The following is a 23,656-nucleotide window of genomic DNA, read 5'->3' on the forward strand; positions in this document are numbered from 1 at the left end:
ACTAATTACTCTGAATGTTTCAATTACTAAATTCCTGTTTTTTCTTTTAACTCAGCGATAAAATAAAAAGAACCAGTGACAATTGTAATAGAATCTTCAGAATTCTCATTAAAGTCCACTTCACTCGCATCTTTATTTATAACTTTCGAACTACTATTACATAAGTTATATAAAACAATTGCATCTAAAGCTCTCTCATGTTGGAAATTAACGAATTCAAAAGAACTACCAATTTCCTCTAACTTCCTTAACATAACACTATATTCCTTATCTTTCAATATACCTACGATAAAATGGATTTGCATATCTGGAAATCTCTCTTTTAACGTTTCTACTAGAGCATCCACACTTGCCCTATTATGAGCCCCATCCATATAAAGATTATCTCTAATTTTCTCCATTCTGCCTGCCAATCTTGCATTTTTCACAGCTACTTGGACTTGTGATTCTACTAGATCAAAACCACTTATAAGCAATGATGTTATAGCCAATGCCATATTTGATTGTTGGTGCTCCCCTATCATTTGGGGATTTAAATTTGCAAATGAATATTCTTTATATGTATACCGTTCTTTCACCACTCCAAAATCTTTGTCGTACTCTATTACAGTCGCATTTTTCTCTTCTGCTTCTTTGTACATGATTTTTTTCGCTGGTTCTAATAAGGACCCTATTACTAATTGGCTATTGGCCTTTAATATCCCTGCTTTATGCCAACTAATTTTTTCAATTGTATCTCCCAAGAAATTTGTATGGTCAATGGAAATGCTAGGTATAACAGCTATTGAGTTTTTCATGACGTTCGTACTATCGAGACGTCCTCCCATGCCTGCTTCAATGAATAAAACATCTAATTCCACCGTCTCAAATATTAAAAAGGCTGCCACTGTTAGCAATTCGAAATCCGTTAACATACCACTTATCCCTCTTTTTTTTATCAGGGCAAAAGCTTCGTCCATTTGTTTTTCTGTAACGGGTATACCGTTTATCTGAATTTGATCATGTACATCGACTATGCTTGGGCTTGTAAAGGATCCATAACTCAAGCCATGTTCGCTTGCTAATGCTGTCAAAAAAGCGATTGTAGAGCCTTTTCCATTTGTCCCAGCTACATGAATAACTTTATGCTTGTCCTGGGGATTGCCCAGTTTCTGCAGTGCGGCCTGGATCATTTCAAGGCCTGGTTTAATAATTGTTTCACTTTCTATATGCCATTTTGTTTTATATTTATTAAAATTTTTTATTTCCACGTAGTTCACCCTATTCCGTCTGATTAAATTTCGTGCTAAACTTCTTGTGAACACATTATAACACGTACTAGTGGAGGTCATTCATTATGCAAACATGTTGGATCGTATATAACGGTAGTCTTACACATGATAAATTTATCGATCAAGCTCTTCTGTTAAAGGAAGCGGCGGATAGACATGATATTCATGCCATTTTAGTGAAAAATTATGAAGTGCTGATGAATGTCCAGCAAAGGTTACATGCTAAACCAGATTTTGTCGTGTTTTTAGACAAAGATATTTTGCTTGCCCAGTATTTAAAAAATGAGGGTATTCCAGTATTTAATGATCCAAATGTTATTGAAATTTGTGATAATAAAGCAAGGCAATACATGATGTTGGCAAATGCCGGGGTGCCAATGCCTGTTACCATCGTTGCACCTAAAGTATATCCAGGATTTTCTATACAAGAATCAGGTTACTTCGAGCAAGTGTTGCAAGTAATTCCATTACCTATGATTATTAAAGAAGCACATGGCTCATTTGGTATGAAGGTGTATTTAATAGAAACTAGAGAACAATTCTTTGCAAAAATAGAGGAACTTGCAGGAATCGAATATGTCTTTCAACAATTTATCGCAAATAGTAGAGGTAGAGACATCCGTGTAAATGTAGTAGGCGGCCAAGTCGTTGCCTGTATGTTTCGCGAATCTCAAACAGATTTCCGTGCTAATATAACAAACGGCGGCTCCGCCTCCCCTATTATTCTCACGTCCCGACAAATGGAAGTGGCAATCCAAGCTGCAGAAGCTTTAGGTGCAGAGTTCGCAGGGGTAGATTTGTTGTTTGGGGATAATGAAGAACCACTAGTTTGCGAAGTAAATGGCGTTGCACATATTCGTAATATCTTTAATGTGACTGGCATAAATGTTGGGGATGCTATGATCGAATATATTCAATCTAAAATAGGAGCTGCTGTTATATGAATGGATTGCTCATTTACGAAAAAGCCGAAATAGAACGTAACCGAAGCTTCATTGATCGATTAATAAATGCTTCGAGTCAATATACATTAACGTTAAAAGTAGTAGATGATCAAAGTCCCATCCCAGAAGCAGACTTTATATTCTTTCGTTCCAGAAACCCACAACTTGCAAAACGATTAGAACAACGCAATATACCAATGTTCAATCGGGCAGAGGTAAATGTTATTGCCAATGACAAATTAAAAGCAATACAGCTTGTACAGCTTCTTGGTATTGCAACTGTTCCAACTAAAAAAATAGTAACTGATACTGAGATAAATGAATACCCAATTATACTAAAAACAATCGACGGGCACGGTGGGAAGCAAGTGGAATTAGTTAAAACCCAAAAAGAAGCCACTTCCTTCCTAAATACGTTTTCCGAAAACACTATTATCGCCCAGCAGTATATTGAAACAAATGCTACTGATGTACGTGTATTTATGCTTGGTGAAGAAGTAGTGGGTGCTGTAAAAAGAATTGGACCAACAGATAGTTTTAAATCTAATTTCACACTAGGTGGTAAAGTTGAAAAATACATGCTAGACTCACAACAACGTGCAGAAGTAGAGAAAATAGCTAAAGCGCTTAAAAGTGATTATATTGGTATTGATTTTCTTCTGTTACCGGACGAAACGTGGCTTTTCAATGAAATCGAGGATCCTGTTGGCGCAAGATCCTATTACGAAACAACTAAAGAAGATATTGCAGAGCCTATAATGGAATACATTCATAAGAAACTCACAAAAAAGGAGAGCGACGAGATTTAATCGTCCTCTCTCTTTTTTTGGCGTTTGAATGGAAACTCAGGAAAGTAGCGGAGAATCACCAGAATATGATGAAAAATCATTAGAATATTGACGAGAATCACTTGTATTTAAAGAAATATCCTCCGAATGTCACGAAAAATCACTGGAATCTGGAGAACTCTTCTCCGCAAAAAAGCATGCACCCAAATCATCGGGTGCACGCTCAAATTTTTAAAGATTATTTAATTCTTCCATACGCTTCAATACAGATGCGTGTTTCTCTAAATAGTCAGCTTCTTTTGCACGTTCTTCTGCAACTACTGCCTCTGGTGCTTTCGAAACAAAGCGTTCATTAGATAGTTTCCCTTGAACTAACTTCACTTCTTTAGCCCATTTTTCTAGCTCTTTTGTTAAACGAGCTTTCTCGGCATCAATATCGATTAACCCTTGTAGCGGAAGATATAAAACCGCTCCCGTAACTACAGCAGACATCGATTGACTAGGTGCTTCTAATTCTAATCCTATTACAAGCGGTTCTGGATTACAGAAACGCTCCAAATACTTAGCATTTGCTTCTAATACGGCTAATGTATTTGCATCCTTCGCGGAAACATATAAAGGAACTTTTTTGCTCATTGGCGTTTGTACTTCTGAACGAATATTACGAACCGAGCGGATAATTTCAGAAAGTAACTTCATATTGTCCGCTTCTTCTTTGTTTGAAAGTGCTTCGTTTACAGTCGGCCAAGCAGCAACTGTAATCGACTCGCCTTCATGCGGAAGGTTTTGCCAAATTTCTTCTGTAATGAATGGCATAAATGGATGTAATAGACGCATAGTATTGTCTAAAACATAAGCTAGTACGGACCGTGTCATTTTTTTCGCTTCTTCATCTTCCCCGTTAAGTGGAAGTTTTGCCATTTCAATATACCAGTCACAGAAATCATCCCAGATGAAGTTATAAAGCGCACGACCAACTTCACCAAATTCATAACGATCTGAAAGTCTTGTTACTTGCTCAATCGTTTCATTTAAACGTGTAAGAATCCATGCATCCGCTACCGATTTTTTACCATCTAAATTTATCTCTTCAAATTTCAAGCCATCCATATTCATTAATGCAAAACGAGATGCATTCCAAATTTTGTTGGCAAAGTTCCAAACTGCTTCTACTTTTTCTGTTGAGAAACGTAAATCTTGCCCAGGTGATGATCCAGTACTTAGGAAGTAACGTAGTGAATCTGCTCCGTATTGATCAATAATATCCATTGGATCAATACCATTTCCTAGCGATTTAGACATCTTACGACCGTCTTCCGCACGTACCAGACCGTGTATTAGAACATCATCAAAAGGACGAGTACCAGTAAATTCTATCCCTTGGAAAATCATACGAGAAACCCAGAAGAATATAATGTCATAACCAGTTACGAGCGCATTTGTAGGATAATACTTTTTGAACTCTTCATTTTCTGCATCTGGCCAACCTAATGTAGAAAACGGCCATAAAGCTGATGAGAACCAAGTATCTAAAACATCGTTATCCTGATTCCAGTTTTCTGGATCAGCTGGCGCTTCGTTCCCAACATATACTTCTCCAGTTTCTTTATGATACCAAGCTGGAATACGATGTCCCCACCATAATTGACGTGATATACACCAGTCATGAATATTTTCCATCCAACGCAAATACGTTTTTTCAAAACGATCTGGTACAAAATTCACTTTTCCTTCTGCTTCTTGAAGTTTAATAGCTTCTTTTGCAAGTGGTTGCATTTTAACAAACCATTGAGTCGATAGATATGGTTCTACTACTGCTCCACTTCGTTCAGAATGTCCTACTGAATGCGCATGTTCTTCAATTTTGAATAGAATTCCTGCATCTTGTAAATCTTTAACGATTTGTTTACGACATTCAAACCGGTCCATTCCATTATAAGTAGCTGCATTCCCATTCATCGTTCCGTCTTCATTCATCACTAAAATACGTTGTAAGTTGTGACGGTTCCCAATTTCAAAGTCATTCGGGTCATGTGCAGGTGTAATTTTCACTGCGCCACTTCCAAACTCCATATCAACATAATCATCTCCAACAATCGGTATTTCACGTCCAATAATCGGAAGTTTTACTGTTTTTCCGATTAAATGCTTATAACGATCATCTTCTGGATGTACTGCTACTGCGGTATCCCCAAGCATTGTTTCTGGTCTAGTAGTCGCAACGTCGATTGATCCAGTACCATCTGCAAGTGGGTAATGCATATGATAGAATGCACCCTGTACATCTTTGTGGATTACTTCAATATCGGAAAGTGCCGTTTTAGTTGCTGGATCCCAGTTGATAATGTATTCGCCGCGGTAGATTAATCCTTTGTTATACAGCTTTACGAATACTTCTTTCACTGCATTTGATAATCCTTCATCTAAAGTAAAGCGCTCACGCGAATAGTCTAAACCAAGTCCAAGTTTCGACCATTGTGCACGGATATGGCCAGCGTATTCTTCTTTCCACTTCCATGTTTCTTCGACAAACTTTTCGCGGCCCAAATCATATCTTGTAATATTATCAGCACGCAGTTTTTCTTCTACTTTTGCTTGTGTTGCGATACCTGCATGATCCATACCCGGAAGCCATAAAGCATCATATCCTTGCATACGTTTCATACGAACAATAATATCTTGTAGCGTAGTATCCCATGCGTGACCTAAATGTAGTTTACCGGTAACATTCGGTGGTGGAATTACGATTGTATAAGGTTCTTTATCGCTTTCTGGATGAGCTTCGAAGTATTTTCCTTCTAACCACCATTCATACCGTCCTTTTTCAATCGACTGCGGATCATACTTTGTGGACATCGTTGTTTCGTTTGTCATTGTCTGTTCCTCCTAAAAAAGAATATAAAAAAACTCCTATCGTCATTAAAGGACGAAGGAGTTTGTTCGCGGTACCACCTTTATTCGCGAATGCTAAAAAACGCATCACGCTCTCAATTCGATAACGGCTTCAAACCGGCATTTGCTACTTACGTTCACAAATACTGCTCGTGGGCTACCTTCAAATGGCGGTTAACAGAAACATTTCAGCAAATTGTTTCCTTTCTTTTGAGAACCAAATCATTCTACTCTTCCCATTCATTGCATCTCTATTCATTTGTTCCATTGTAAAGGATATTATTATATGCCGTCAAGTCTATATGGTGAAAGGAGAATTACAATGAGAAAAGGATATAACCCATATTTATTGCCCGATTGGTTACGTAAAACACGTTTCTATTGTAAGCATGTAAGTATTCCCATTTGTACTTTCCAATTAATACGAGTACTAATCGTGCCTACCACATGGGATTTCCTCTTATTGGTACTATTACTACTCATCTGTTTTTTGTTTTACAAGAACATTATTTGATGGGAATGTCAGCTTTGAATATCCATCATCCAAATCTAAAATGAATTGAAGCTCGAACTCCTCGCCTTGCGGTATTTTCACTTCCACTGGTTCAGCAGGGTTTGGTGCTTCTACTTCTGCAACTGGTTTAACTGGAACAGGTACAGGAGCTTCCTCGTATTCACAGTGTACAGTCCACCCAACTTCAATTGCCGCTTGCTCTGTTGGTTTCGAGTTAATATGGTTCACTTGAACTGTTGGCTTGGAACCTTCTTTTAATTTGTCCTTACCGAACTCAATACTCATTGGCACTGCATATTCAAAATAGCCGACCTCACCTTGCAGATCTAAGTCTTCAATCTCGGTGAATTCGCTCGTAGCATGATGCTCCTCTTCACCTTCCTCAAACTTAACGTGGCAGGTGATGTGGTATATACCTACTATTTGAATAATATTCTCCTTCTCAGTGACTTCGCATTGAGGAGTTACTGCAACATTTTTAATTTCTTTCGGAACCCCAAAGCTTGGTGGAAAACGAAATTGTTCTTTTACATCCCAGGTTTTTGTCGTCATAAGTCATCCTCCTTCTATAGGACAACTTATGAATAGAACAAAAGGGATAGAACATATTTCACTTAGAATTACTTTTTGTCGTTGTTTTTATCCACAATCTGCTTTAGTTCTAACCAATTTGTTAACCTTGGAATTGTAAGATGTTGGTTATACGATTGCGTTTTCACATAAACTTGTAATGTATCATCTGTTAATGTGTTTAATACGTCTGGCTTATCGTCGAAATAATAATCCAACTGTAAGTCCCGAATAATATTTACCTTTGCTTGGTCCTTCATGCCACAAAAGAATTTTTCTTCTGTGACTGGGAATCCTTGTTCCATTAACCAATTCATCGTTCTTTCACGATGTTCTGCTGGTCTAGCCGTAATATAGTATACCTCATGTCCCTGTTGTTGTAGATTTACTAACGTTTCTACAGCATCTGGGTATGCTGGACAATTAGTATAATATATTTGTTCCAATGTATCATTCCACATTTTAGAGCCGGCTTCATCGGACATTCCGAATAATTCATGTATTTCAACTCTATCTAACGCATGAAATTTATCTAATTCCACTTGTTGTCCTAACTTTTCGTTATAGATATGAAAAGCATGTTCTCTTAAATTGATCAATGTATCATCAATATCAAATCCAAATTTCATCTAATATGCCACATCCATTACATCTTATTTGTAAGTTGGATAACCAACAAACTTAAAGTCTTTCCCTATTTTTTGAATTTCCGTATCGATTAGCTCAACTGCATCACTCATTAAGTCAATACCGCTACCCTCCATAAAGGTCGGAGCATTTTTACCACCTATTAACTTAGGTGCAATATAAATAACTGCTTTATCAATTAATTTATTTTCCAAAAATGCTGCATTGATCGTCCCTCCACCTTCAATTAACAAAGAGGAGATAGACTTTTCACCTAATATTTGAACGACTTCTTGTACATCTACATGGGTAGTTCCAGTTGTATGGAACACTTGAACGCCTTGATTGATTAGCTTCTCTTTTTTATCATGGTCATAATTTACACTTGTAAAAATCCACGTCTGCGCTAATTGATCGGTTACAAGCTTGGCATCTAAAGGAATTTTCAATGTTGAGTCTAAAACGATACGAATCGGATTACGACCATTTTCAATACGAGTAGTTAGTTCGGGATTATCTTCCATAACAGTATTAACCCCGACTAAAATGGCCAAATGCTCATTCCTAAGATGATGAACATCCTCTCGTGCATCTGCAGACGTAATCCATTTACTATGAGCAGAGTGTGTGGCAATTTTACCGTCTAACGTTATCCCCGATTTTAATGTCACAAAAGGCTTCTCTGTTACGATAAACTTGTTGAATACTTCATTCATCCTTTTAGAGGCTTCCTCTTGAATACCGATAATCACATTTATCCCAGCATCCTCTAGAATTTTGACTCCTCGCCCTGATACGATTGGATTTGGGTCGAGCGTTGCAATGACAACGGTTTTAATACCAGCTGCAACAATTGCTTCAGCACAAGGACCGGTTCTTCCGTGATGGGAACATGGTTCCAGTGTGACATAAATCGTAGCACCTTTTGCATGCTCCCCAGCCATTCTAATAGCATGAATTTCTGCATGAGGCTCACCAGGTTTCATATGCGCACCAATTCCAACGATACGATTATTATTTACAATCACTGCTCCTACTAATGGATTCGGATCTGTTTGTCCTTTCATTGCTCTCGCATTTTGCAGGGCAAGATCCATATAAAATGCGTGATTAGTCATTTTGAAAAGTACCTTCTTCCTCCATATGACCTGAACGATTTATTTTCGTGTGTAAGTATTTTTCATTGTATTCCGAAACGTCCCCCCATAATGGAGTACGCCCCGCTACAGCCAAACCTGCGTCCTTTAATGCTTTTACTTTCTTTGGATTGTTCGTTATCAATGTAACAGGTTTCGAACGCAATACTTTTAAGACTTCGATCGCATCTCCATAATTTCTAGAATCGTCTACAAAGCCTAGTTTTTCATTAGCCTCTACCGTATCCGAACCATTTTCTTGTAGAATATAGGCCATTGCTTTACTAAATAGACCAATGCCTCTACCTTCATGATTTGCTAAATAAAATAAAGCACCAGCTCCGTTATTAACAATCATTTGCATAGACTGTTTTAATTGGAAACCACAATCACAACGCTTACTACCGAATATATCCCCTGTATGGCATATGGAGTGCATGCGGATTAGTGAATCCTCGGTCTCTTTAAAGTCTCCGTATACTAACACGCTAGACTGTTGGTATTCAGCTAAGTTAGAGGAGGATAAATTACTTATTATTTGATTGATATCTTCTGTGTATTCATCACTATTTAACCAGCTATACCACTGGAATATAACTGTATTACCATTTAAATTTACCGGCAGTCGAATTGGTCCGACTAGATAAATCGAACTTTCATCAGTCTTAATAACTTTAATTTTATCTTTTAATACATTTACTACATCATTAGATATTTCTTTCACATTTGGCATTCTATATCCTCATTTCTCCAAAACATAATAGTATCTCTATAGTATTCTTAGTAGATTACTTTTCGTAAGTAATTATATTTTAGTAATCAATATTTGTCAATTACATTAGACTAAAAGAGCCTTGCAACTAATGCAAGGCTCCAATTGCTATTTAGTTCATCGCAAGTTTTTCAAATACTGTATGGAATGCTTGAATTGTTTTTTCTATATGCTCTACAGTATGTGCACTGGAGAGGAATAATCCTTCAAACTGAGAAGGTGGTAAATAAATTCCTTCTTCTGCCATAAGACGGAAATACTTAGCGAATAATTCTAAATCAGACGTTTTCGCTGTATCAAAGTTTACCACATCTTCATTTGTTAAGAAGAAACCGATCATTGAACCTGCACGATTCACTGTATGCGGAATATTATATTTTGTCGCTGCTTCTCGGAACCCTTTTTCAAGTATATCCCCTAGCTCGATAAAATAATCATATGTTTGTTCATTTAAACGTGTTAATGTCTCGTAACCAGCTGTCATAGCTAAAGGATTACCTGATAATGTACCTGCTTGATAAACTGGCCCAGCTGGTGCAATCATTTCCATGATTTCACGTTTACCGCCAAATGCCCCTACAGGAAGTCCTCCACCTATTACCTTGCCTAAACAAGTTAAATCAGGTGTAATACCATAATAGCCTTGTGCACAGTTATACCCTACACGGAAACCGGTCATCACTTCATCAAAGATTAATACCGTTCCGTTTTTCTCCGTTAGTTCGCGTAATCCTTCTAAGAATCCTTCTACTGGAGGAACAACACCCATATTACCTGCTACAGGCTCTACGATTACAGCTGCCAAGTCGTCTCCAAAGTTTTCAAAGACATGACGAACGCTTTCTAAATCGTTAAAAGGTACGGCTATTGTATTTTTAGCCACTGACTCCGGAACACCAGGACTATCAGGTAAACCTAGTGTTGCAACACCAGATCCCGCTTTTATCAGTAAGCTATCTCCATGACCATGATAACTACCTTCAAATTTCAAAATTTTGTTGCGACCAGTAAAACCACGAGCTAAACGAAGTGCACTCATCGTTGCTTCCGTACCAGAAGAAACCATTCGAACCATCTCGATGGACGGAACACGATCCATTACTAGTTTAGCTAATTTATTTTCGATTAAGGTAGAAGCACCAAAGCTTGTCCCTGTTTCTGCAACCTGTTGAATTGCTTTCACAACATTTGGTTCCGTATGCCCTAAAATAAGTGGTCCCCATGATAAAACGTAGTCTATATATTCATTGCCATCGATATCTTTAATAATTGCACCTTTTCCACTCTCCATGAAAATAGGATCCATATCGACGGATTTAAACGCACGTACGGGGCTATTTACGCCACCGGGCATTAGTTCTTTTGCTTCTGTAAATGCCTGTTTAGACTGCTCATATGATTTTGTCATTATTTCCCCTCCAACCAACGGGCAACATCTTTAGCATGATAGGTTAAGATCATATCTGCTCCTGCACGTTTCATTCCTGTTAGTGTTTCAAGCACTGTTTCTTTTTCGTTGATCCAGCCATTAATTGCCGCTGCTTTTACCATTGCATATTCTCCAGATACATTGTAAGCAACAATCGGTGTAGCAAATGTATTTTTTACATCACGAATAATATCTAAGTATGCTAATGCTGGTTTTACAATTAGGAAATCTGCTCCCTCTTGTACGTCGGATGAAGCTTCACGTATTGCTTCCATACGATTAGAATAATCCATTTGATACGTTTTGCGGTCACCGAATTTTGGTGCTCCGTCTGCTGCTTCACGGAAGGGTCCGTAATATGCCGATGCATATTTTACCGCATAAGACATGATTGGTATATCCTTATACCCTGCTTCATCTAAACCAAGGCGAATTGCAGCTACAAAGCCGTCCATCATATTGGATGGAGCAATAATATCTGCGCCAGCTTCTGCTTGGCTTATAGCAGTTTTTGCTAACAAATCAAGCGAAGGATCATTTAAAATACGTTCGTTTTCATCTACTACTCCACAATGTCCGTGGTCTGTAAATTCACATAGGCAAGTATCTGCTATTACTATTAATTGCGGATGACGCGCTTTAATTTGACGAATTGCTTCTTGTACAATTCCGTGATTATGATAAGCCCCAGATCCAACTGCATCTTTTTCCGCAGGTAGCCCAAATAAAATAACAGATGGAATTCCTAAGTCTACTACTTCATCTACTTCCTCATTTAAACGGTCAAGAGAGAATTGGAAAACGCCTGGCATTGAAGATACTTCGTTTTTAATATTCTCGCCTTCCATTACGAATATAGGATAGATTAAATCTTCCTTATGTAAATAAGTTTCCTTAACCATTGCTCGAATTCCAGCTGATTGTCTTAAACGACGATGACGTTGAAAAAATAATTCAGTCATTGCACTCTTCCTTTCCATTCCGCTAATTTAACAATTACATCTTTTAAGGTATAAGTTTCTGGCATAACCTGCACAGTTACATTCATAGATTCTAAATAATTCTTGGTAATATGGCCAATTGCACATACAGTTGTATGATTATACCCAAAGGAAGCCCCAATACTGCGATGATACACTTCGGCGGTAGAAGGACTTGTGAAGATAATAGAACATTTTTCGCTGTTCTTTAATAGATTCTCCACTTTTTCTTTGTTTTCCTCTAACTCAACTGTTTCATAAATAGTCCATTCCTGTACATGATTGGACAGACCATTTTTTATTGTATCTTTCGCAAGATTTCCTTTAACAAATAAGCATCGCGCAGTGGAGGATACAACTTCCGGAAACTCCTGCACAAAAACATCTGCACTAAATATAGTAGGAGTAAAATTGACTGAAAGACCTAAGTCTTCAATGGCACTTGCAGTTTTTGTACCAACTACTGCAATTTTAGCTGTAAAAAAACTGGCATCTAGTTGGTATTTTACCATTTTCGAATGAAATGCCTTTACACTACTTTGACTAGTAAAGATAAGCCAATCATATAAGTTACAACTCTGTAAAAGGCTCAAATCATGAGAACTAACTATTTCCTTTGTAGCAATCATCGGAGCAATAACTGCATTCCCACCAAATCTTTTCACAAGATCTGATGCTTCCGTTGATCTAAGAATGCCCGTAAAAATGACATTCTCGCCTATCAAAGGAGTTTTATTAGACATTCAAATCGGCCTTCACTTGTTGGATTAAATCGTATGCTCCTTGTTCGGTCATAATACTTGCAAGTTCTTTCCCAAGTCTAGCTGCATCCATTCCAGTTAATACTTCTTTGAATACAACGGATGCATCCGGCGCTGCAATTAGTCCAGTCATCGTAATTTTACCATCACTAATTGTTGCATGGCCTGCGATTGGCACTTGACATCCACCGTCCATTGCAGATAAAAATGCACGCTCTGCTTCTATTGCAACCCATGTGTCACGGTCAGATAGTTTGCCAAGCTCATCGATTAATTCTTGATCATCTGCGCGACATTCAATACCTAGAGCCCCTTGTCCAACTGCTGGGATGCAATCCTCCGTAGTTAAGTATTCTGTAACGACCTCATCGCTCCAGCCTAAACGTTTTAAACCTGCTGCAGCTAAAATAATCGCATCATACTCGCCATCTTGCAATTTTTTCAAACGTGTCTCTACATTACCACGAATCCATTTAATCTCGATATCTGGTCTTAACAACAATAGCTGAGCACTTCTTCTCAAACTACTTGTTCCTACTACCGCTCCTGTTGGAAGATCAGCGAATTTCACATGTCCTGTAGATATAAAGGCATCCCGTTCGTCCACACGTTTTGGAATACATCCCATTACTAAACCTTCAGGTAATTCAGATGGCATATCTTTCATACTATGCACTGCAAAATCGATCTCTTTGTCGTAAAGAGCTTGTTCTATTTCTTTTACAAAAAGTCCCTTACCTCCAACTTTAGAAAGCGTAACATTTAAAATTTGGTCACCCTTTGTCACAATCTCTTTCACTTCAAACTCAAAAGGTGCCCCCATATCTTTCATCTGTTGAATGAACCAATTTGTTTGAGTTAATGCTAACTTACTTCGTCTAGATCCTACAATAATTTTACGCAAAAATGCCGCTTCCCTTCTTTAATACCAAATATGGAATTGTGATAATCGACTACCTAATAAGAAATTTATCAAAACAAATAGAAAGGCATAAATATGTATCCAAGCATAATTTGTCCCTATAATCTTTGCTGACTTTCTTATCAATAAAACAAGAATATAAATCACTAACACTATAAAAGAATTGACTATCTTTATATCATAAAGTGGAAAACCCTCTAATGATATATATGCCCATTCTAACCCAAGAACTAAACTTACAAACAATAATGGAATTCCTGTTAAAATGGACAGACTCATTCCGTTTGCAGCTTGTTGCAGTGAAGGCAATCGCGTGAATTGTTTTGTCCATTTTTTTTGTTTTAGCACTTTATATAAGATTAAGTATAATGTCGAAAAAACAAATGATAAAGCAAAAGCTGTATAAGCTAATAATCCAAACATAATATGGATGAATAATAATTCCGATTTAAGGTTATCTCCTACTAACGATTGAGACATCGGATTTGGTGCAAACGTATGTATCGTCATAAAAATAAACCCAATCAAATTCATAAAGAATGCTGGAAGGTCCAATCTAAATACTAACTGTAAAACAAGCGAAAGCATAATGATGAGCCAAGCATAAAAGTATATCCCTTCAAACAACGAAAGAATTGGAAAACGCTTCATCTCCACCATATACATAACTAAAAATATTGTTTGTAATGTACCAACCGCAAAAAGCAACCATACAGCTAACCGATGTGCTCGTTGATCCTTTTGTAAGTAATCTATAAAGTAAAAGACAAGGCTTATAGCTTGAAGAATGACCATAATCTCATGAAGCCTTGTCATCGTCAGATCAGTCATGTTATTCTCCTTTTACATAGTAAAAAGGCGTTTGTAATATCTATTTGTCTCCATACAGATATTAAAACGCCTCCTTTACTTAGTTATATAATAAATTCTCTTTTAAATTTTGCGAATCCATTAAAGTTTGCTTTAAATTGATTTTTGCTTTTTCTGCTTGCATAGCAACTTCCTTTTGTACATCTTCTTCTATACCAAAGATTTGTTGGAATAGTTGAAGCTGTGCAGCAGGATCTTTTGCTACTGATAATTCTTTTACTTGTAAAATTGGTTCTTTTAATAGCTGATTGACAATTGATTTAGTATGCTTATTTAATATTTTACGTTCACGATCCGTTAAATTAGGCATTTTGTTTTCAATTGACGCCATAGTTTCAGACTGAATCGTATTCGCTTTTTGACGTAAAGCAGAAATAATAGGTACTACTCCAAGCGTCGTTACCCAGTCATTAAACTGTTCAATTTCCGTTTCGATCATGAGATTAATCTGCTGAGCAGCACGTTCTCTTTCAGCTAAGTTAGCTTCCACGATTCCTTGTAAATCATCAATATCATACAAGAACACATTAGCAAGGTCGCCAATACGTGGATCTAAATCACGTGGTACAGCTATATCTACCATGAACAAAGGCTTCCCTTTACGAAGACGCTCTACAAATTGCATTAGTTCAAGATCAATTACAAATTCAGTTGAACCAGTTGAACTGATAAGGATATCAGCTTCTAATAATGCACATTGAAGCTCGTCCATCGGTTTAGCATTGCCGTCAAACTTAGAAGCAAGCTCCTTCGCTTTCTCAAAAGTACGATTAATCACCGTTACCTTTTCAGCTCCGCTACCATGAAGATTTTGGATCGCAAGCTCGCCCATTTTCCCAGCACCTAAAATTACGACGTGCTTATGATTTAGAGAACCAAATATTTTCTTCCCTAGCTCTACTGCTGCATAAGAAACGGAAACAGCGTTTTCTCCAATTGCAGTCTCTGCATGTGCACGTTTGGCAAACGTAACTGCCTGTTTAAATAATTGGTTGAAAACAGTTCCTGTAGTTCCGTTTTCTTGTCCATTTAGGAAGCTTTTCTTCACTTGTCCTAATATTTGTGTTTCCCCAAGTACCATCGAATCGATGCCCGCTGTAACGCGGAACAAATGATTATTCGCTTGGTCATCCTCGTGAACAAATAAATAGGTAGATAAACTTTCTAACGGAATATCAAACCAATTCGCTAAAAATTGCTTTACATAGTATTTACCCGTATGAAGTTGATCTACAGTAGCGTAGATTTCCGTACGGTTACAAGTAGATACGATGACATTTTCTAATATACTTTTTTGGTCTTGTAGTGCCTGCATCGCATTAGGTAACTCCGCTTCTACAAACGACAGTTTCTCCCGAATTTCGACAGGAGCAGTACGATAATTGACACCAACCACGATTGTATGCATGGAATAGGTCTCCCCTTCACGTTCAATTCATTAATCCAATTATATCATAGCTTCACGCTAGTTCCTTGCTTATTTGTGAACAACGTATGAAATCTTATTTAGAATTATTATAAATTAATAATAACAAACAATATTCGTCAATTCAAACATTCTGATTCAAATAATAAAAGTAGGACAATTCAAACAATATAAACGAATGTAAGCTTGGTATTCCCTGAATGGATAGTTTTTAATCTTTCATCTATGTACTTTCATAAAGAACTTAATAAGGTAGAAATTCCAATTAGGTAGATCTATGCCATTTAAGTTCTCTATCTTAATGTTAGGTGAAACAACCAAGGTATCTTTTGGTTGCTTTTAATGTCCTTAAAAAAGCAAGTCCTTGATCGACATATATCGCTCAAGAACTCACTCACTAAAATTCAATACTATTATTTATAAAGATAGTTACTATACTATCCATTAACCGGAAGTAGTCTTAGTCTAAAATTCTACTTTCAATCTCAGCCCAAGCTGCATCGAAACCTAAACCAGTGTCAGAAGAAAAAACAATTAATGGATCTGTTTTATCCATTTGCAGTTCATCTTTCACTATCTTTTTATGCTTATCCCATTTCCCTTTAGGAATTTTGTCAGCCTTTGTAGCAATAACAATACAAGGAATATTATAGTGCTTTAGGAAATCATACATCATGCAGTCATCACCTGTAGGTGGATGTCTTAAATCCACTATTAAAACAACTGCTTTTAAAATGTTGCGAGAGGTAAAATAAGTTTCAATCATTTTACCCCAAGCAGCACGTTCTGTTTTCGATACTTTAGCATAACCGTAACCAGGTACATCGACAAATATTAAAGACTCTTCCAATTTGTAAAAGTTCAATGTTTGTGTTTTACCTGGTTTAGATGAAATTCGGGCCATACTTTTTCGACCAATCATCTTATTGATAAAAGATGATTTCCCTACATTCGACCGTCCAGCTAAAGCTATTTCAGGTAAATCACCCTCTGGATATTGCGCTGGTCTTACTGCACTGATTAATAATTCTACATTATGAATTTTCATAATTATGCCTCCTCTAGAGCCAGTTGAAGCACCTCTTCAGCATCGGAAACAAAATGGAACGTCAATACTTCGCGAACACTTTCTGGTATATCTTCAATATCGCGCTCGTTGTCTGCCGGACAAATAATAGTCGTCAAACCTGCACGATGTGCACTTAGTGTCTTTTCTTTTAAACCGCCAATCGGTAATACTCTACCTCTAAGCGTTACTTCTCCTGTCATACCTACTTCACGTTTAATAGGTCGCTTAGACAATGCAGAAACAAGAGCTGTAACTATAGTAATTCCTGCTGAAGGTCCATCCTTCGGAACAGCACCCTCCGGAACGTGAATATGGATATCCTTGTTTTTATAAAATGTAGGATCAATTCCAAACTCTTCTGCTTTTGAACGTACATAAGATAATGCAGTCTGCGCAGATTCCTTCATCACATCACCTAGCTTACCAGTCAATTGGAGCTTGCCAGTTCCCGCAGATAACGAAACCTCAATTTGAAGAGTATCACCACCAACAGTAGTGTAAGCTAGCCCTGTTGCTACCCCTATTTGGTTCTCTGTTTCCGCTTGACCATACCTAAATTTGCGTTTACCGATAATGTTTTCAAGATTTTTCGTTGTAATGGAAACTCTCTTTTTATCACCTGAAACAATTTGAAGAGCAGCTTTACGACAGAGATTTGCAAGTACTCGCTCTAAACTACGGACTCCCGCTTCTCTTGTATAATGTCGGACTACATCTAGTAAAGCATCGTCTTTCAGTTGTAGTTGACCTTTTGTTAAACCATGCTCTTTTAACTGTTTAGGCAATAAATGATTCTTTGCGATAGAGAGCTTTTCTAACTCCGTGTAACCAGCAATGGAGATAATCTCCATACGATCACGTAAAGGCCCAGGAATAGTACTTAAATCATTTGCAGTAGCGATGAAAAGAACATTTGAAAGATCGTATGTCTCTTCGATATAATGATCACTAAATGAATTATTTTGTTCAGGATCTAATACTTCTAGCATCGCAGCGGAAGGATCTCCTCGGAAGTCATTCGACATTTTATCGATTTCATCCAGTAAAAACAGCGGGTTAATCGTTCCTGCTTTTTTCATCCCTTGAATAATGCGACCTGGCATTGAACCTACATAGGTTCTTCGATGTCCACGAATTTCCGATTCATCTCGAACACCACCAAGTGAGATACGTACAAAGTTACGCCCTAAAGACTCCGCAATGGATTTTGCCAAGGAAGTTTTACCAACACCTGGAGGACCTGCTAAACAAAGAATTGGACCTCTTAAAGATTTAGTTAACTGTCTAACAGCCAAATACTCTAACACACGCTCTTTGACAGATTCTAATCCATCGTGATCTCTATCCAATATTTTTTCAGAACGCTTTATATCTAACTGATCTTCCGTTGATTTAGACCAAGGAATAGAAACGATCCAATCGATATAGTTACGTATAACCCCACTTTCTGGAGCCTGCGTAGGAAGTTTTTCATAGCGATCTAATTCTTTTAACACATTCTTTTTTGTATCTTCAGGTAAACCTGCTGCTTCAATACGCTTTTTGAGTTCCGCTACTTCCCCGGTTTTACCTTCTTTATCGCCAAGTTCGGTTTGAATCGCTTTCATCTGTTCACGAAGATAGAACTCTTTTTGTGTTCTTTCCATCGCATTTTTGACTCGTGTATTAATCTTCTTTTCCAAGTCTAATATTTCTTGTTCATTGTATAAACGACTTATTAACCATTCTAAACGTTCTTTTACATCCATTATTTCTAATATTTCTTGTTTACCAGAAATTTTCAATGGCAGATGTGAAGCTACCATATCCGCCAAACGACCTGGTTCTTCAATATCAGTTACTGAATTGAACGTTTCTTCGGAGACACTCTTAGATGATTTTGAATACTTTTCAAAATTATGTACTAGCGTACGCATAAGTGCCTCGTCTTCTTGATCCACTTTTTTTGGCTCAATAAATGCAGTAACTGCAACTTCGTCGAATGTATCAAGATGATTAAAATCATCCCAAATACCACGTTGTAATCCTTCTACTAAAACCCGCATTGTACCGTTTGGCAATTTCACCATTTGTTTTACTTTTGCAATGATACCTACATCATACAGATCTTCCATATCAGGTTTTTCGATGGTCATATCTCTTTGAACAGATAGAAATAACTTTTCCTCTCGAATCATCGCCTCGTTGAGTGCAGCTATAGAACGTTCACGTCCTACGTCTATATGTAAAATCATCGTAGGATAAACAAGTAAGCCTCTAAGAGGCAACACTGGATAAAATACTTTATTTTCTTTAGTCATTTGGGTAGTCACCTCCAACTTATTCTGTCCGTAGTTTCATCAATAATGCTTGTTATAAAAAAAGTTCCTTTGAAGTTGAAAAAGCTGACATCCTTGCATGCGCTAAGCACGCGCAGATGGAAGCCAGCTTTTTCAATGGCTAATTAAGCCGATGTTTTTTCATTATCTTTATCTAATTCTGTACCATCCTCTAATAATAACTTAGGTTTGGCCTTATCTGTAATAGATTCTTTCGTTATGATACATTCGACAATGTCATCTCTAGATGGCAATTCAAACATTACATCTAGCATGATGTTTTCAATGATTGAACGTAGACCACGAGCACCAGTTTTACGTTCAATTGCCTCTTTAGCAATAGCTATCAATGCATCATCTTCAAATGTTAACTTCACATTATCCAACTCAATCATTTTTTGATATTGCTTAGCAAGAGCATTTTTTGGCTCTGTTAGAATTTGAACTAATGCGCTCACATCTAACTGCTCTAAGCTTGCAAGTACTGGCAGACGTCCGATGAATTCTGGTATTAAACCAAATTTCAATAGATCCTCTGGTATTAATTGCGAAAGTACTGAACCTTCAGCAACTTCTACTTTGTTCGGATCAGCTCCGAAACCAATAACTTTTTCACCTAAACGACGTTTGATAATTTGTTCGATGCCGTCAAAAGCTCCACCCACAACGAAAAGAATATTCGTTGTATCAATTTGTAAGAACTCTTGGTGCGGATGCTTACGGCCGCCTTGTGGTGGTACGCTTGCAACAGTACCCTCTAATATTTTTAGAAGTGCTTGTTGTACACCTTCACCAGAAACGTCTCGTGTAATAGAAGGATTCTCTGATTTACGAGCTACTTTATCAATTTCATCTATATATATAATTCCTTTTTCAGCACGTTCGATATCATAATCAGCTGATTGAATTAGTTTTAAAAGGATATTCTCAACATCTTCCCCTACATATCCTGCTTCTGTTAACGAAGTTGCATCTGCAATTGCAAATGGTACGTTAAGAATTCTTGCAAGTGTTTGGGCTAGCAATGTTTTACCACTACCAGTTGGACCTATTAATACTATATTTGATTTAGCTAATTCTACTTCGTCAATGACACTATTGGAATTAATGCGTTTGTAATGGTTATAAACTGCAACTGCAAGTGATTTTTTTGCTCGTTCTTGTCCAATTACATATTCATCTAATATAGCTAATATTTCTTTTGGTTTTGGAACTTCTTTAAACTCTACTTCTTCTTCAATTCCTAGCTCTTCTTCTACAATTTCAGAACAAAGGTCGATACATTCATCACAAATATATACGCCTGGTCCTGCTACTAGCTTACGAACTTGTTCTTGTGGTTTACCACAAAAAGAACATTTTAAGTTCCCTTTTTCATCATTGAATTTGAACAAAATATTCACCCCTATTCAAGCAATTATGTTACAAGATTCTCATCAAGTAATCAAATAATACGTTTAAGTATGTTTTTAATATTGAAAAATCTATGTATATGATAGAACAAGGCACAGTTCTGAATGCTGTACCTTGTTCTATTAGTATTAACAACGTATGAATTTAAAATTAAGAAATTTTAGCGTTTTCCACTAAGAATTCAACTGTTTTTTGGAAACGTAAGTCATTTGCAAGAACGTCTGTACCACCAAGTGCACGTTTAATATCTTCAAGCTTCATATTGAACTGTGCGCTCATTTTTTCTAGTTCTGCATCGATATCTTCTTCAGTTGCTTCAATTTTCTCTTCTTTAGCAATTGCTTCAAGTGTTAATGAAACTTTTACGCGACTTTTAGCATCTTCTGTCATTTGAGTACGTAATGCTTCTTCGTCTTGACCAGAGAATTGATAGTAAAGATCTAAGTTCATACCTTGTTGCTCTAAACGTTGACCAAATTCTTGTAACATGCGGTCCGTTTCAGATTTGATCATTGCTTCAGGAATATCAATTGTTGCATTTTCTGCAGCAGCTTCTACTAATGTATCACGTAGTGTTTGAGCAGCTAATTGTTTTTTCTCTTCAGCAGTTGCTTCTTTTAGTTTAGTACGTAAAGCGTCGATACCTTCTACTTCAGCATCTACTTCTTTAGCAAAGTCATCATTAAGTTCAGGTAATTCTTTACCTTTAACTTCTTTAACAGTTACTTTAAATGTAGCAGATTTCCCTGCTAACTCAGCAGCATGGTATTCTTCTGGGAATGTTACTTCAACATCTTTTGCATCTCCAGTTTTAGCACCAACTAATTGTTCTTCGAAACCAGGAATGAAAGAATTAGAACCGATTTCTAGTGGATAATCTGTTCCTGCTCCACCTTCAAAAGCTTCTCCATCAACGAATCCTTCGAAGTCGATTACTGCAGTATCGCCATCAACGATTGCATCTTCTTTTACTACTAATTCAGCTAAACGAGTTTGATTACTTTTTAATTGCTCGTCGATTTCTTCATCAGTAACAGTTTCTTCTAGTTTAGTTACTTCAAGACCTTTATAGTCTCCTAGAGTTACTTCTGGTTTTACAACAACTTTAGCAGTGAATACTAAAGGTTGTCCTTTTTCCATTGTTACGATATCGATTTCTGGTTGGTCTACTGGATCAATTCCAGCATCTTCAACAGCATGGCCATATGCATGTGGCAAGATAATATCTAAAGCTTCTTGGAATAATGATTCCACACCATACATTTTTTCGAACATTTGACGAGGCATTTTCCCTTTACGGAAACCTGGTACGTTAATTTGTTTAACTACTTTTTTAAAGGCTTGATCCAATCCTTTTGATACTTCTTGTGCAGTAACTTCTACAGTTAATAAACCATTATTACCTTCTTGTTTTTCCCATTTTACAGTCTGATCCATTGACATATATTCTACCTCCAAATAATAATTTACAATAATTTAGCACCCTGCATATACTTATACAGCGCAGTTTTTCACTAATTATATTGACAACTTGTATATTATAGCATAGATGAATAGAGTTTCAACATTATTCCTAACTCAAAACTTCTACTGATTTTTCCAGTTCAATGAGTAACTGAAAGAACTCATCAGGCTCCAATTCACTATTCCCAAATAATGCATCTATATATTCCATGTATTTATTGGCTACTGTTTCATTAGTATATCCTACCCAGTCAAACGGAAACAAGGTATATGCATGGCGATGAACCATTTCCAAGGTCATTTCAAGCTTAGTAGGATCTTTGGATAAGGAGTTCTCGATATATTGTTTGATAGATTCTACTCGATCAACCGCAGTGCTTTCTGGAGGTGCTGTCGGAATAACCGTTTCCTTAAACCCGAACTTTTCTACGGTAACCTCATTTTCTACTCCCGCTGCTCCAAGAAGTAAAAGAGCTAGTGATTTAATAGTAGGAATGATATCAGAGCTTTCGATGATTGTAATGATATCATTCGATATAACCATTACATCTGTTTGGAATGCCATTTGTAATAATTGTTCTTGTTGTCCATAAGGTAGTTCTTTAAAGTTCACTAATTTAAACTGGTCGTTGTCCATTTGAGTGTGGACCTCTTCATCTACTGAGAAGGTTGTGTCTGATAACATCTTGATGCTTAGTTCTTTAAGCTGTTTAAAATTTTTCTTCTGCTGAAAAGTATAGGTAGAATCCTTCATTAATCCATCTAATACTTCGTTTAACTGATTGTATTCTTTTAGGTCAAGTAATATTGTCAAATATAATTCTATAACCTGTTCAAAAAAAGGAGACTTTTTTTCATAAAGAGTTTCACATATTTTCTTGGCGTCTTTAGCTCTTCCTGTTTCTAGCAAAGATAAAATGTAGACACTTTGGACCATGTCACTCAGTTCCTTATATTTGTTAGCCTCGTCAAAACAAGAGACCGCTTCCATAAAGTTATTCTCTTCCGCAAATTTAAGTCCCTTTTCAACATAATTTTCTATCATTCCAGGGAATAAAATGACGTTTTCATCCTTCATAATGGGATGATTCTTTTTTTTCATTATAATTCGCCGCCTTCACTAGCTTATGTATGTACTCGATTATATACACTATATCATTTATTCTAGATACACCGATACAATCTTATAGAAATTTTGAATAGAACAAAGAAATGCGCCTAATCGGCAAGTGATCAGGAGCATCTCTTTTTAACACCTATATTATCGTCGTAAATTACTATCTTCTTGTGTACTAATTGTGTCTTCTTTGTAGTTTCCATCTTCTTGCTTTTCATGTTCTTTTTCTTTTCTTTTATCTATTTCTTCAATTTTGCTTGGCTGTTCTTGAGTAGTGTTTGGATCTTCATCGTTTCGTATTTTACGGTCTTGGTTAGTCATTTTTTATTCTCTCCTTTTTACAAAATTAATAAATGATTATATCTAGTAGATT

General features: G+C 36.8%; 20 protein-coding genes and 1 other annotated feature. Of the genes, 2 read left to right on the plus strand and 18 right to left on the minus strand.

The window, feature by feature from the left end:
- Positions 1–26: 26 nt before the first annotated feature.
- On the minus strand, positions 27–1,250 hold the full coding sequence (locus MKX39_RS11725) for a bifunctional folylpolyglutamate synthase/dihydrofolate synthase (protein ID WP_340769660.1): 1,224 nt from the start codon (positions 1,248–1,250) through the stop codon (positions 27–29).
- 86 nt (positions 1,251–1,336) lie between these two features.
- Here MKX39_RS11725 and MKX39_RS11730 point away from each other — a divergent pair, with 86 nt between their 5' ends.
- Both MKX39_RS11730 and MKX39_RS11735 read left to right on the plus strand, forming a co-directional pair.
- Positions 1,337–2,215 (plus strand): ATP-grasp domain-containing protein, encoded by an 879-nt coding sequence (locus MKX39_RS11730; protein WP_340769661.1) that lies wholly within the window; start codon positions 1,337–1,339, stop codon positions 2,213–2,215.
- Positions 2,212–3,024: an ATP-grasp domain-containing protein gene (locus MKX39_RS11735; RefSeq protein ID WP_340769662.1), complete on the plus strand. Its 813-nt coding sequence runs from the start codon at positions 2,212–2,214 to the stop codon at positions 3,022–3,024. The genes MKX39_RS11730 and MKX39_RS11735 overlap by 4 nt, the downstream gene beginning before the upstream one ends.
- A 210-nt stretch (positions 3,025–3,234) precedes the next feature.
- On the opposite strand, the gene MKX39_RS11740 is transcribed toward MKX39_RS11735, so the two are convergent.
- From MKX39_RS11740 to MKX39_RS11820, 17 genes are all read right to left on the minus strand, one after another.
- On the minus strand, positions 3,235–5,877 hold the full coding sequence (locus MKX39_RS11740; RefSeq protein WP_340769663.1) for a valine--tRNA ligase: 2,643 nt from the start codon (positions 5,875–5,877) through the stop codon (positions 3,235–3,237).
- Positions 5,878–5,922: 45 nt separating this feature from the next.
- Positions 5,923–6,148: a binding site (T-box leader), on the minus strand.
- Between the two features lie 222 nt (positions 6,149–6,370).
- Positions 6,371–6,961: a hypothetical protein gene (locus tag MKX39_RS11745; RefSeq protein ID WP_093536987.1), complete on the minus strand. Its 591-nt coding sequence runs from the start codon at positions 6,959–6,961 to the stop codon at positions 6,371–6,373.
- Positions 6,962–7,029: 68 nt separating this feature from the next.
- On the minus strand, positions 7,030–7,608 hold the full coding sequence (locus MKX39_RS11750; RefSeq protein WP_093536986.1) for a 5' nucleotidase, NT5C type: 579 nt from the start codon (positions 7,606–7,608) through the stop codon (positions 7,030–7,032).
- 24 nt (positions 7,609–7,632) lie between these two features.
- Positions 7,633–8,724, minus strand: coding sequence for a bifunctional diaminohydroxyphosphoribosylaminopyrimidine deaminase/5-amino-6-(5-phosphoribosylamino)uracil reductase RibD (ribD, locus tag MKX39_RS11755; RefSeq protein WP_340769664.1), 1,092 nt, complete (start codon positions 8,722–8,724; stop codon positions 7,633–7,635).
- Positions 8,717–9,475 carry a GTP cyclohydrolase II gene (locus MKX39_RS11760; RefSeq protein WP_340769665.1) on the minus strand — a complete coding sequence of 253 codons (759 nt, stop codon included), beginning with the start codon at positions 9,473–9,475 and terminating at the stop codon, positions 8,717–8,719. Before MKX39_RS11760 ends, ribD begins: the two co-directional genes overlap by 8 nt.
- Before the next feature lie 151 nt (positions 9,476–9,626).
- Complete coding sequence (gene hemL / locus MKX39_RS11765) at positions 9,627–10,922, minus strand: glutamate-1-semialdehyde 2,1-aminomutase (RefSeq protein WP_340769666.1); 1,296 nt, start codon at positions 10,920–10,922, stop codon at positions 9,627–9,629.
- The gene (gene hemB / locus MKX39_RS11770) at positions 10,922–11,905 is read right to left on the minus strand and encodes a porphobilinogen synthase (RefSeq protein ID WP_093536982.1); all 984 of its coding nucleotides are present in this window, start codon (positions 11,903–11,905) and stop codon (positions 10,922–10,924) included. The genes hemL and hemB overlap by 1 nt, the downstream gene beginning before the upstream one ends.
- Positions 11,902–12,666: a uroporphyrinogen-III synthase gene (locus MKX39_RS11775; protein ID WP_340762845.1), complete on the minus strand. Its 765-nt coding sequence runs from the start codon at positions 12,664–12,666 to the stop codon at positions 11,902–11,904. Before MKX39_RS11775 ends, hemB begins: the two co-directional genes overlap by 4 nt.
- Positions 12,659–13,588: a hydroxymethylbilane synthase gene (gene hemC / locus MKX39_RS11780; protein ID WP_340762846.1), complete on the minus strand. Its 930-nt coding sequence runs from the start codon at positions 13,586–13,588 to the stop codon at positions 12,659–12,661. Before hemC ends, MKX39_RS11775 begins: the two co-directional genes overlap by 8 nt.
- Before the next feature lie 18 nt (positions 13,589–13,606).
- A complete protein-coding gene (ccsA, locus tag MKX39_RS11785; protein WP_340769667.1) occupies positions 13,607–14,437 on the minus strand; it encodes a cytochrome c biogenesis protein CcsA in 831 nt (276 codons plus the stop codon).
- Between the two features lie 79 nt (positions 14,438–14,516).
- Complete coding sequence (gene hemA, locus MKX39_RS11790) at positions 14,517–15,884, minus strand: glutamyl-tRNA reductase (RefSeq protein WP_093536978.1); 1,368 nt, start codon at positions 15,882–15,884, stop codon at positions 14,517–14,519.
- 478 nt (positions 15,885–16,362) lie between these two features.
- Complete coding sequence (gene yihA / locus MKX39_RS11795) at positions 16,363–16,950, minus strand: ribosome biogenesis GTP-binding protein YihA/YsxC (protein WP_093536977.1); 588 nt, start codon at positions 16,948–16,950, stop codon at positions 16,363–16,365.
- Between the two features lie 2 nt (positions 16,951–16,952).
- Positions 16,953–19,271, minus strand: a complete 2,319-nt coding sequence (gene lon / locus MKX39_RS11800) for an endopeptidase La (protein ID WP_340769668.1) — start codon at positions 19,269–19,271, stop codon at positions 16,953–16,955.
- Positions 19,272–19,414: 143 nt separating this feature from the next.
- On the minus strand, positions 19,415–20,683 hold the full coding sequence (clpX, locus tag MKX39_RS11805) for an ATP-dependent protease ATP-binding subunit ClpX (RefSeq protein ID WP_093536975.1): 1,269 nt from the start codon (positions 20,681–20,683) through the stop codon (positions 19,415–19,417).
- 169 nt (positions 20,684–20,852) lie between these two features.
- Positions 20,853–22,139, minus strand: a complete 1,287-nt coding sequence (tig, locus tag MKX39_RS11810) for a trigger factor (RefSeq protein ID WP_340764498.1) — start codon at positions 22,137–22,139, stop codon at positions 20,853–20,855.
- Between the two features lie 136 nt (positions 22,140–22,275).
- Positions 22,276–23,268, minus strand: coding sequence for a hypothetical protein (locus MKX39_RS11815; RefSeq protein WP_340769669.1), 993 nt, complete (start codon positions 23,266–23,268; stop codon positions 22,276–22,278).
- Positions 23,269–23,427: 159 nt separating this feature from the next.
- Positions 23,428–23,604, minus strand: coding sequence for a hypothetical protein (locus MKX39_RS11820; RefSeq protein ID WP_340769670.1), 177 nt, complete (start codon positions 23,602–23,604; stop codon positions 23,428–23,430).
- Between the last annotated feature and the right edge of the window lie 52 nt (positions 23,605–23,656).

The organism is Psychrobacillus sp. FSL K6-1464 (assembly GCF_038003145.1).
GTDB classification, from domain to species: Bacteria; Bacillota; Bacilli; order Bacillales_A; family Planococcaceae; genus Psychrobacillus; species Psychrobacillus psychrotolerans.

Excerpts from the sequence above, each read along its gene's own strand:
- MKX39_RS11730 (WP_340769661.1), top strand. The coding sequence starts at position 1,337 with ATGCAAACATGTTGGATCGTATATAACGGTAGTCTTACACATGATAAA.
- MKX39_RS11735 (WP_340769662.1), top strand. The coding sequence starts at position 2,212 with ATGAATGGATTGCTCATTTACGAAAAAGCCGAAATAGAACGTAACCGA.
- MKX39_RS11740 (WP_340769663.1), bottom strand. The coding sequence starts at position 5,877 with ATGACAAACGAAACAACGATGTCCACAAAGTATGATCCGCAGTCGATT.
- MKX39_RS11745 (WP_093536987.1), bottom strand. The coding sequence starts at position 6,961 with ATGACGACAAAAACCTGGGATGTAAAAGAACAATTTCGTTTTCCACCA.
- MKX39_RS11750 (WP_093536986.1), bottom strand. The coding sequence starts at position 7,608 with ATGAAATTTGGATTTGATATTGATGATACATTGATCAATTTAAGAGAA.
- ribD (WP_340769664.1), bottom strand. The coding sequence starts at position 8,724 with ATGACTAATCACGCATTTTATATGGATCTTGCCCTGCAAAATGCGAGA.
- MKX39_RS11760 (WP_340769665.1), bottom strand. The coding sequence starts at position 9,475 with ATGCCAAATGTGAAAGAAATATCTAATGATGTAGTAAATGTATTAAAA.
- hemL (WP_340769666.1), bottom strand. The coding sequence starts at position 10,922 with ATGACAAAATCATATGAGCAGTCTAAACAGGCATTTACAGAAGCAAAA.
- hemB (WP_093536982.1), bottom strand. The coding sequence starts at position 11,905 with ATGACTGAATTATTTTTTCAACGTCATCGTCGTTTAAGACAATCAGCT.
- MKX39_RS11775 (WP_340762845.1), bottom strand. The coding sequence starts at position 12,666 with ATGTCTAATAAAACTCCTTTGATAGGCGAGAATGTCATTTTTACGGGC.
- ccsA (WP_340769667.1), bottom strand. The coding sequence starts at position 14,437 with ATGACTGATCTGACGATGACAAGGCTTCATGAGATTATGGTCATTCTT.
- hemA (WP_093536978.1), bottom strand. The coding sequence starts at position 15,884 with ATGCATACAATCGTGGTTGGTGTCAATTATCGTACTGCTCCTGTCGAA.
- yihA (WP_093536977.1), bottom strand. The coding sequence starts at position 16,950 with ATGAAAATTCATAATGTAGAATTATTAATCAGTGCAGTAAGACCAGCG.
- lon (WP_340769668.1), bottom strand. The coding sequence starts at position 19,271 with ATGACTAAAGAAAATAAAGTATTTTATCCAGTGTTGCCTCTTAGAGGC.
- tig (WP_340764498.1), bottom strand. The coding sequence starts at position 22,139 with ATGGATCAGACTGTAAAATGGGAAAAACAAGAAGGTAATAATGGTTTA.
- MKX39_RS11815 (WP_340769669.1), bottom strand. The coding sequence starts at position 23,268 with ATGAAAAAAAAGAATCATCCCATTATGAAGGATGAAAACGTCATTTTA.
- MKX39_RS11820 (WP_340769670.1), bottom strand. The coding sequence starts at position 23,604 with ATGACTAACCAAGACCGTAAAATACGAAACGATGAAGATCCAAACACT.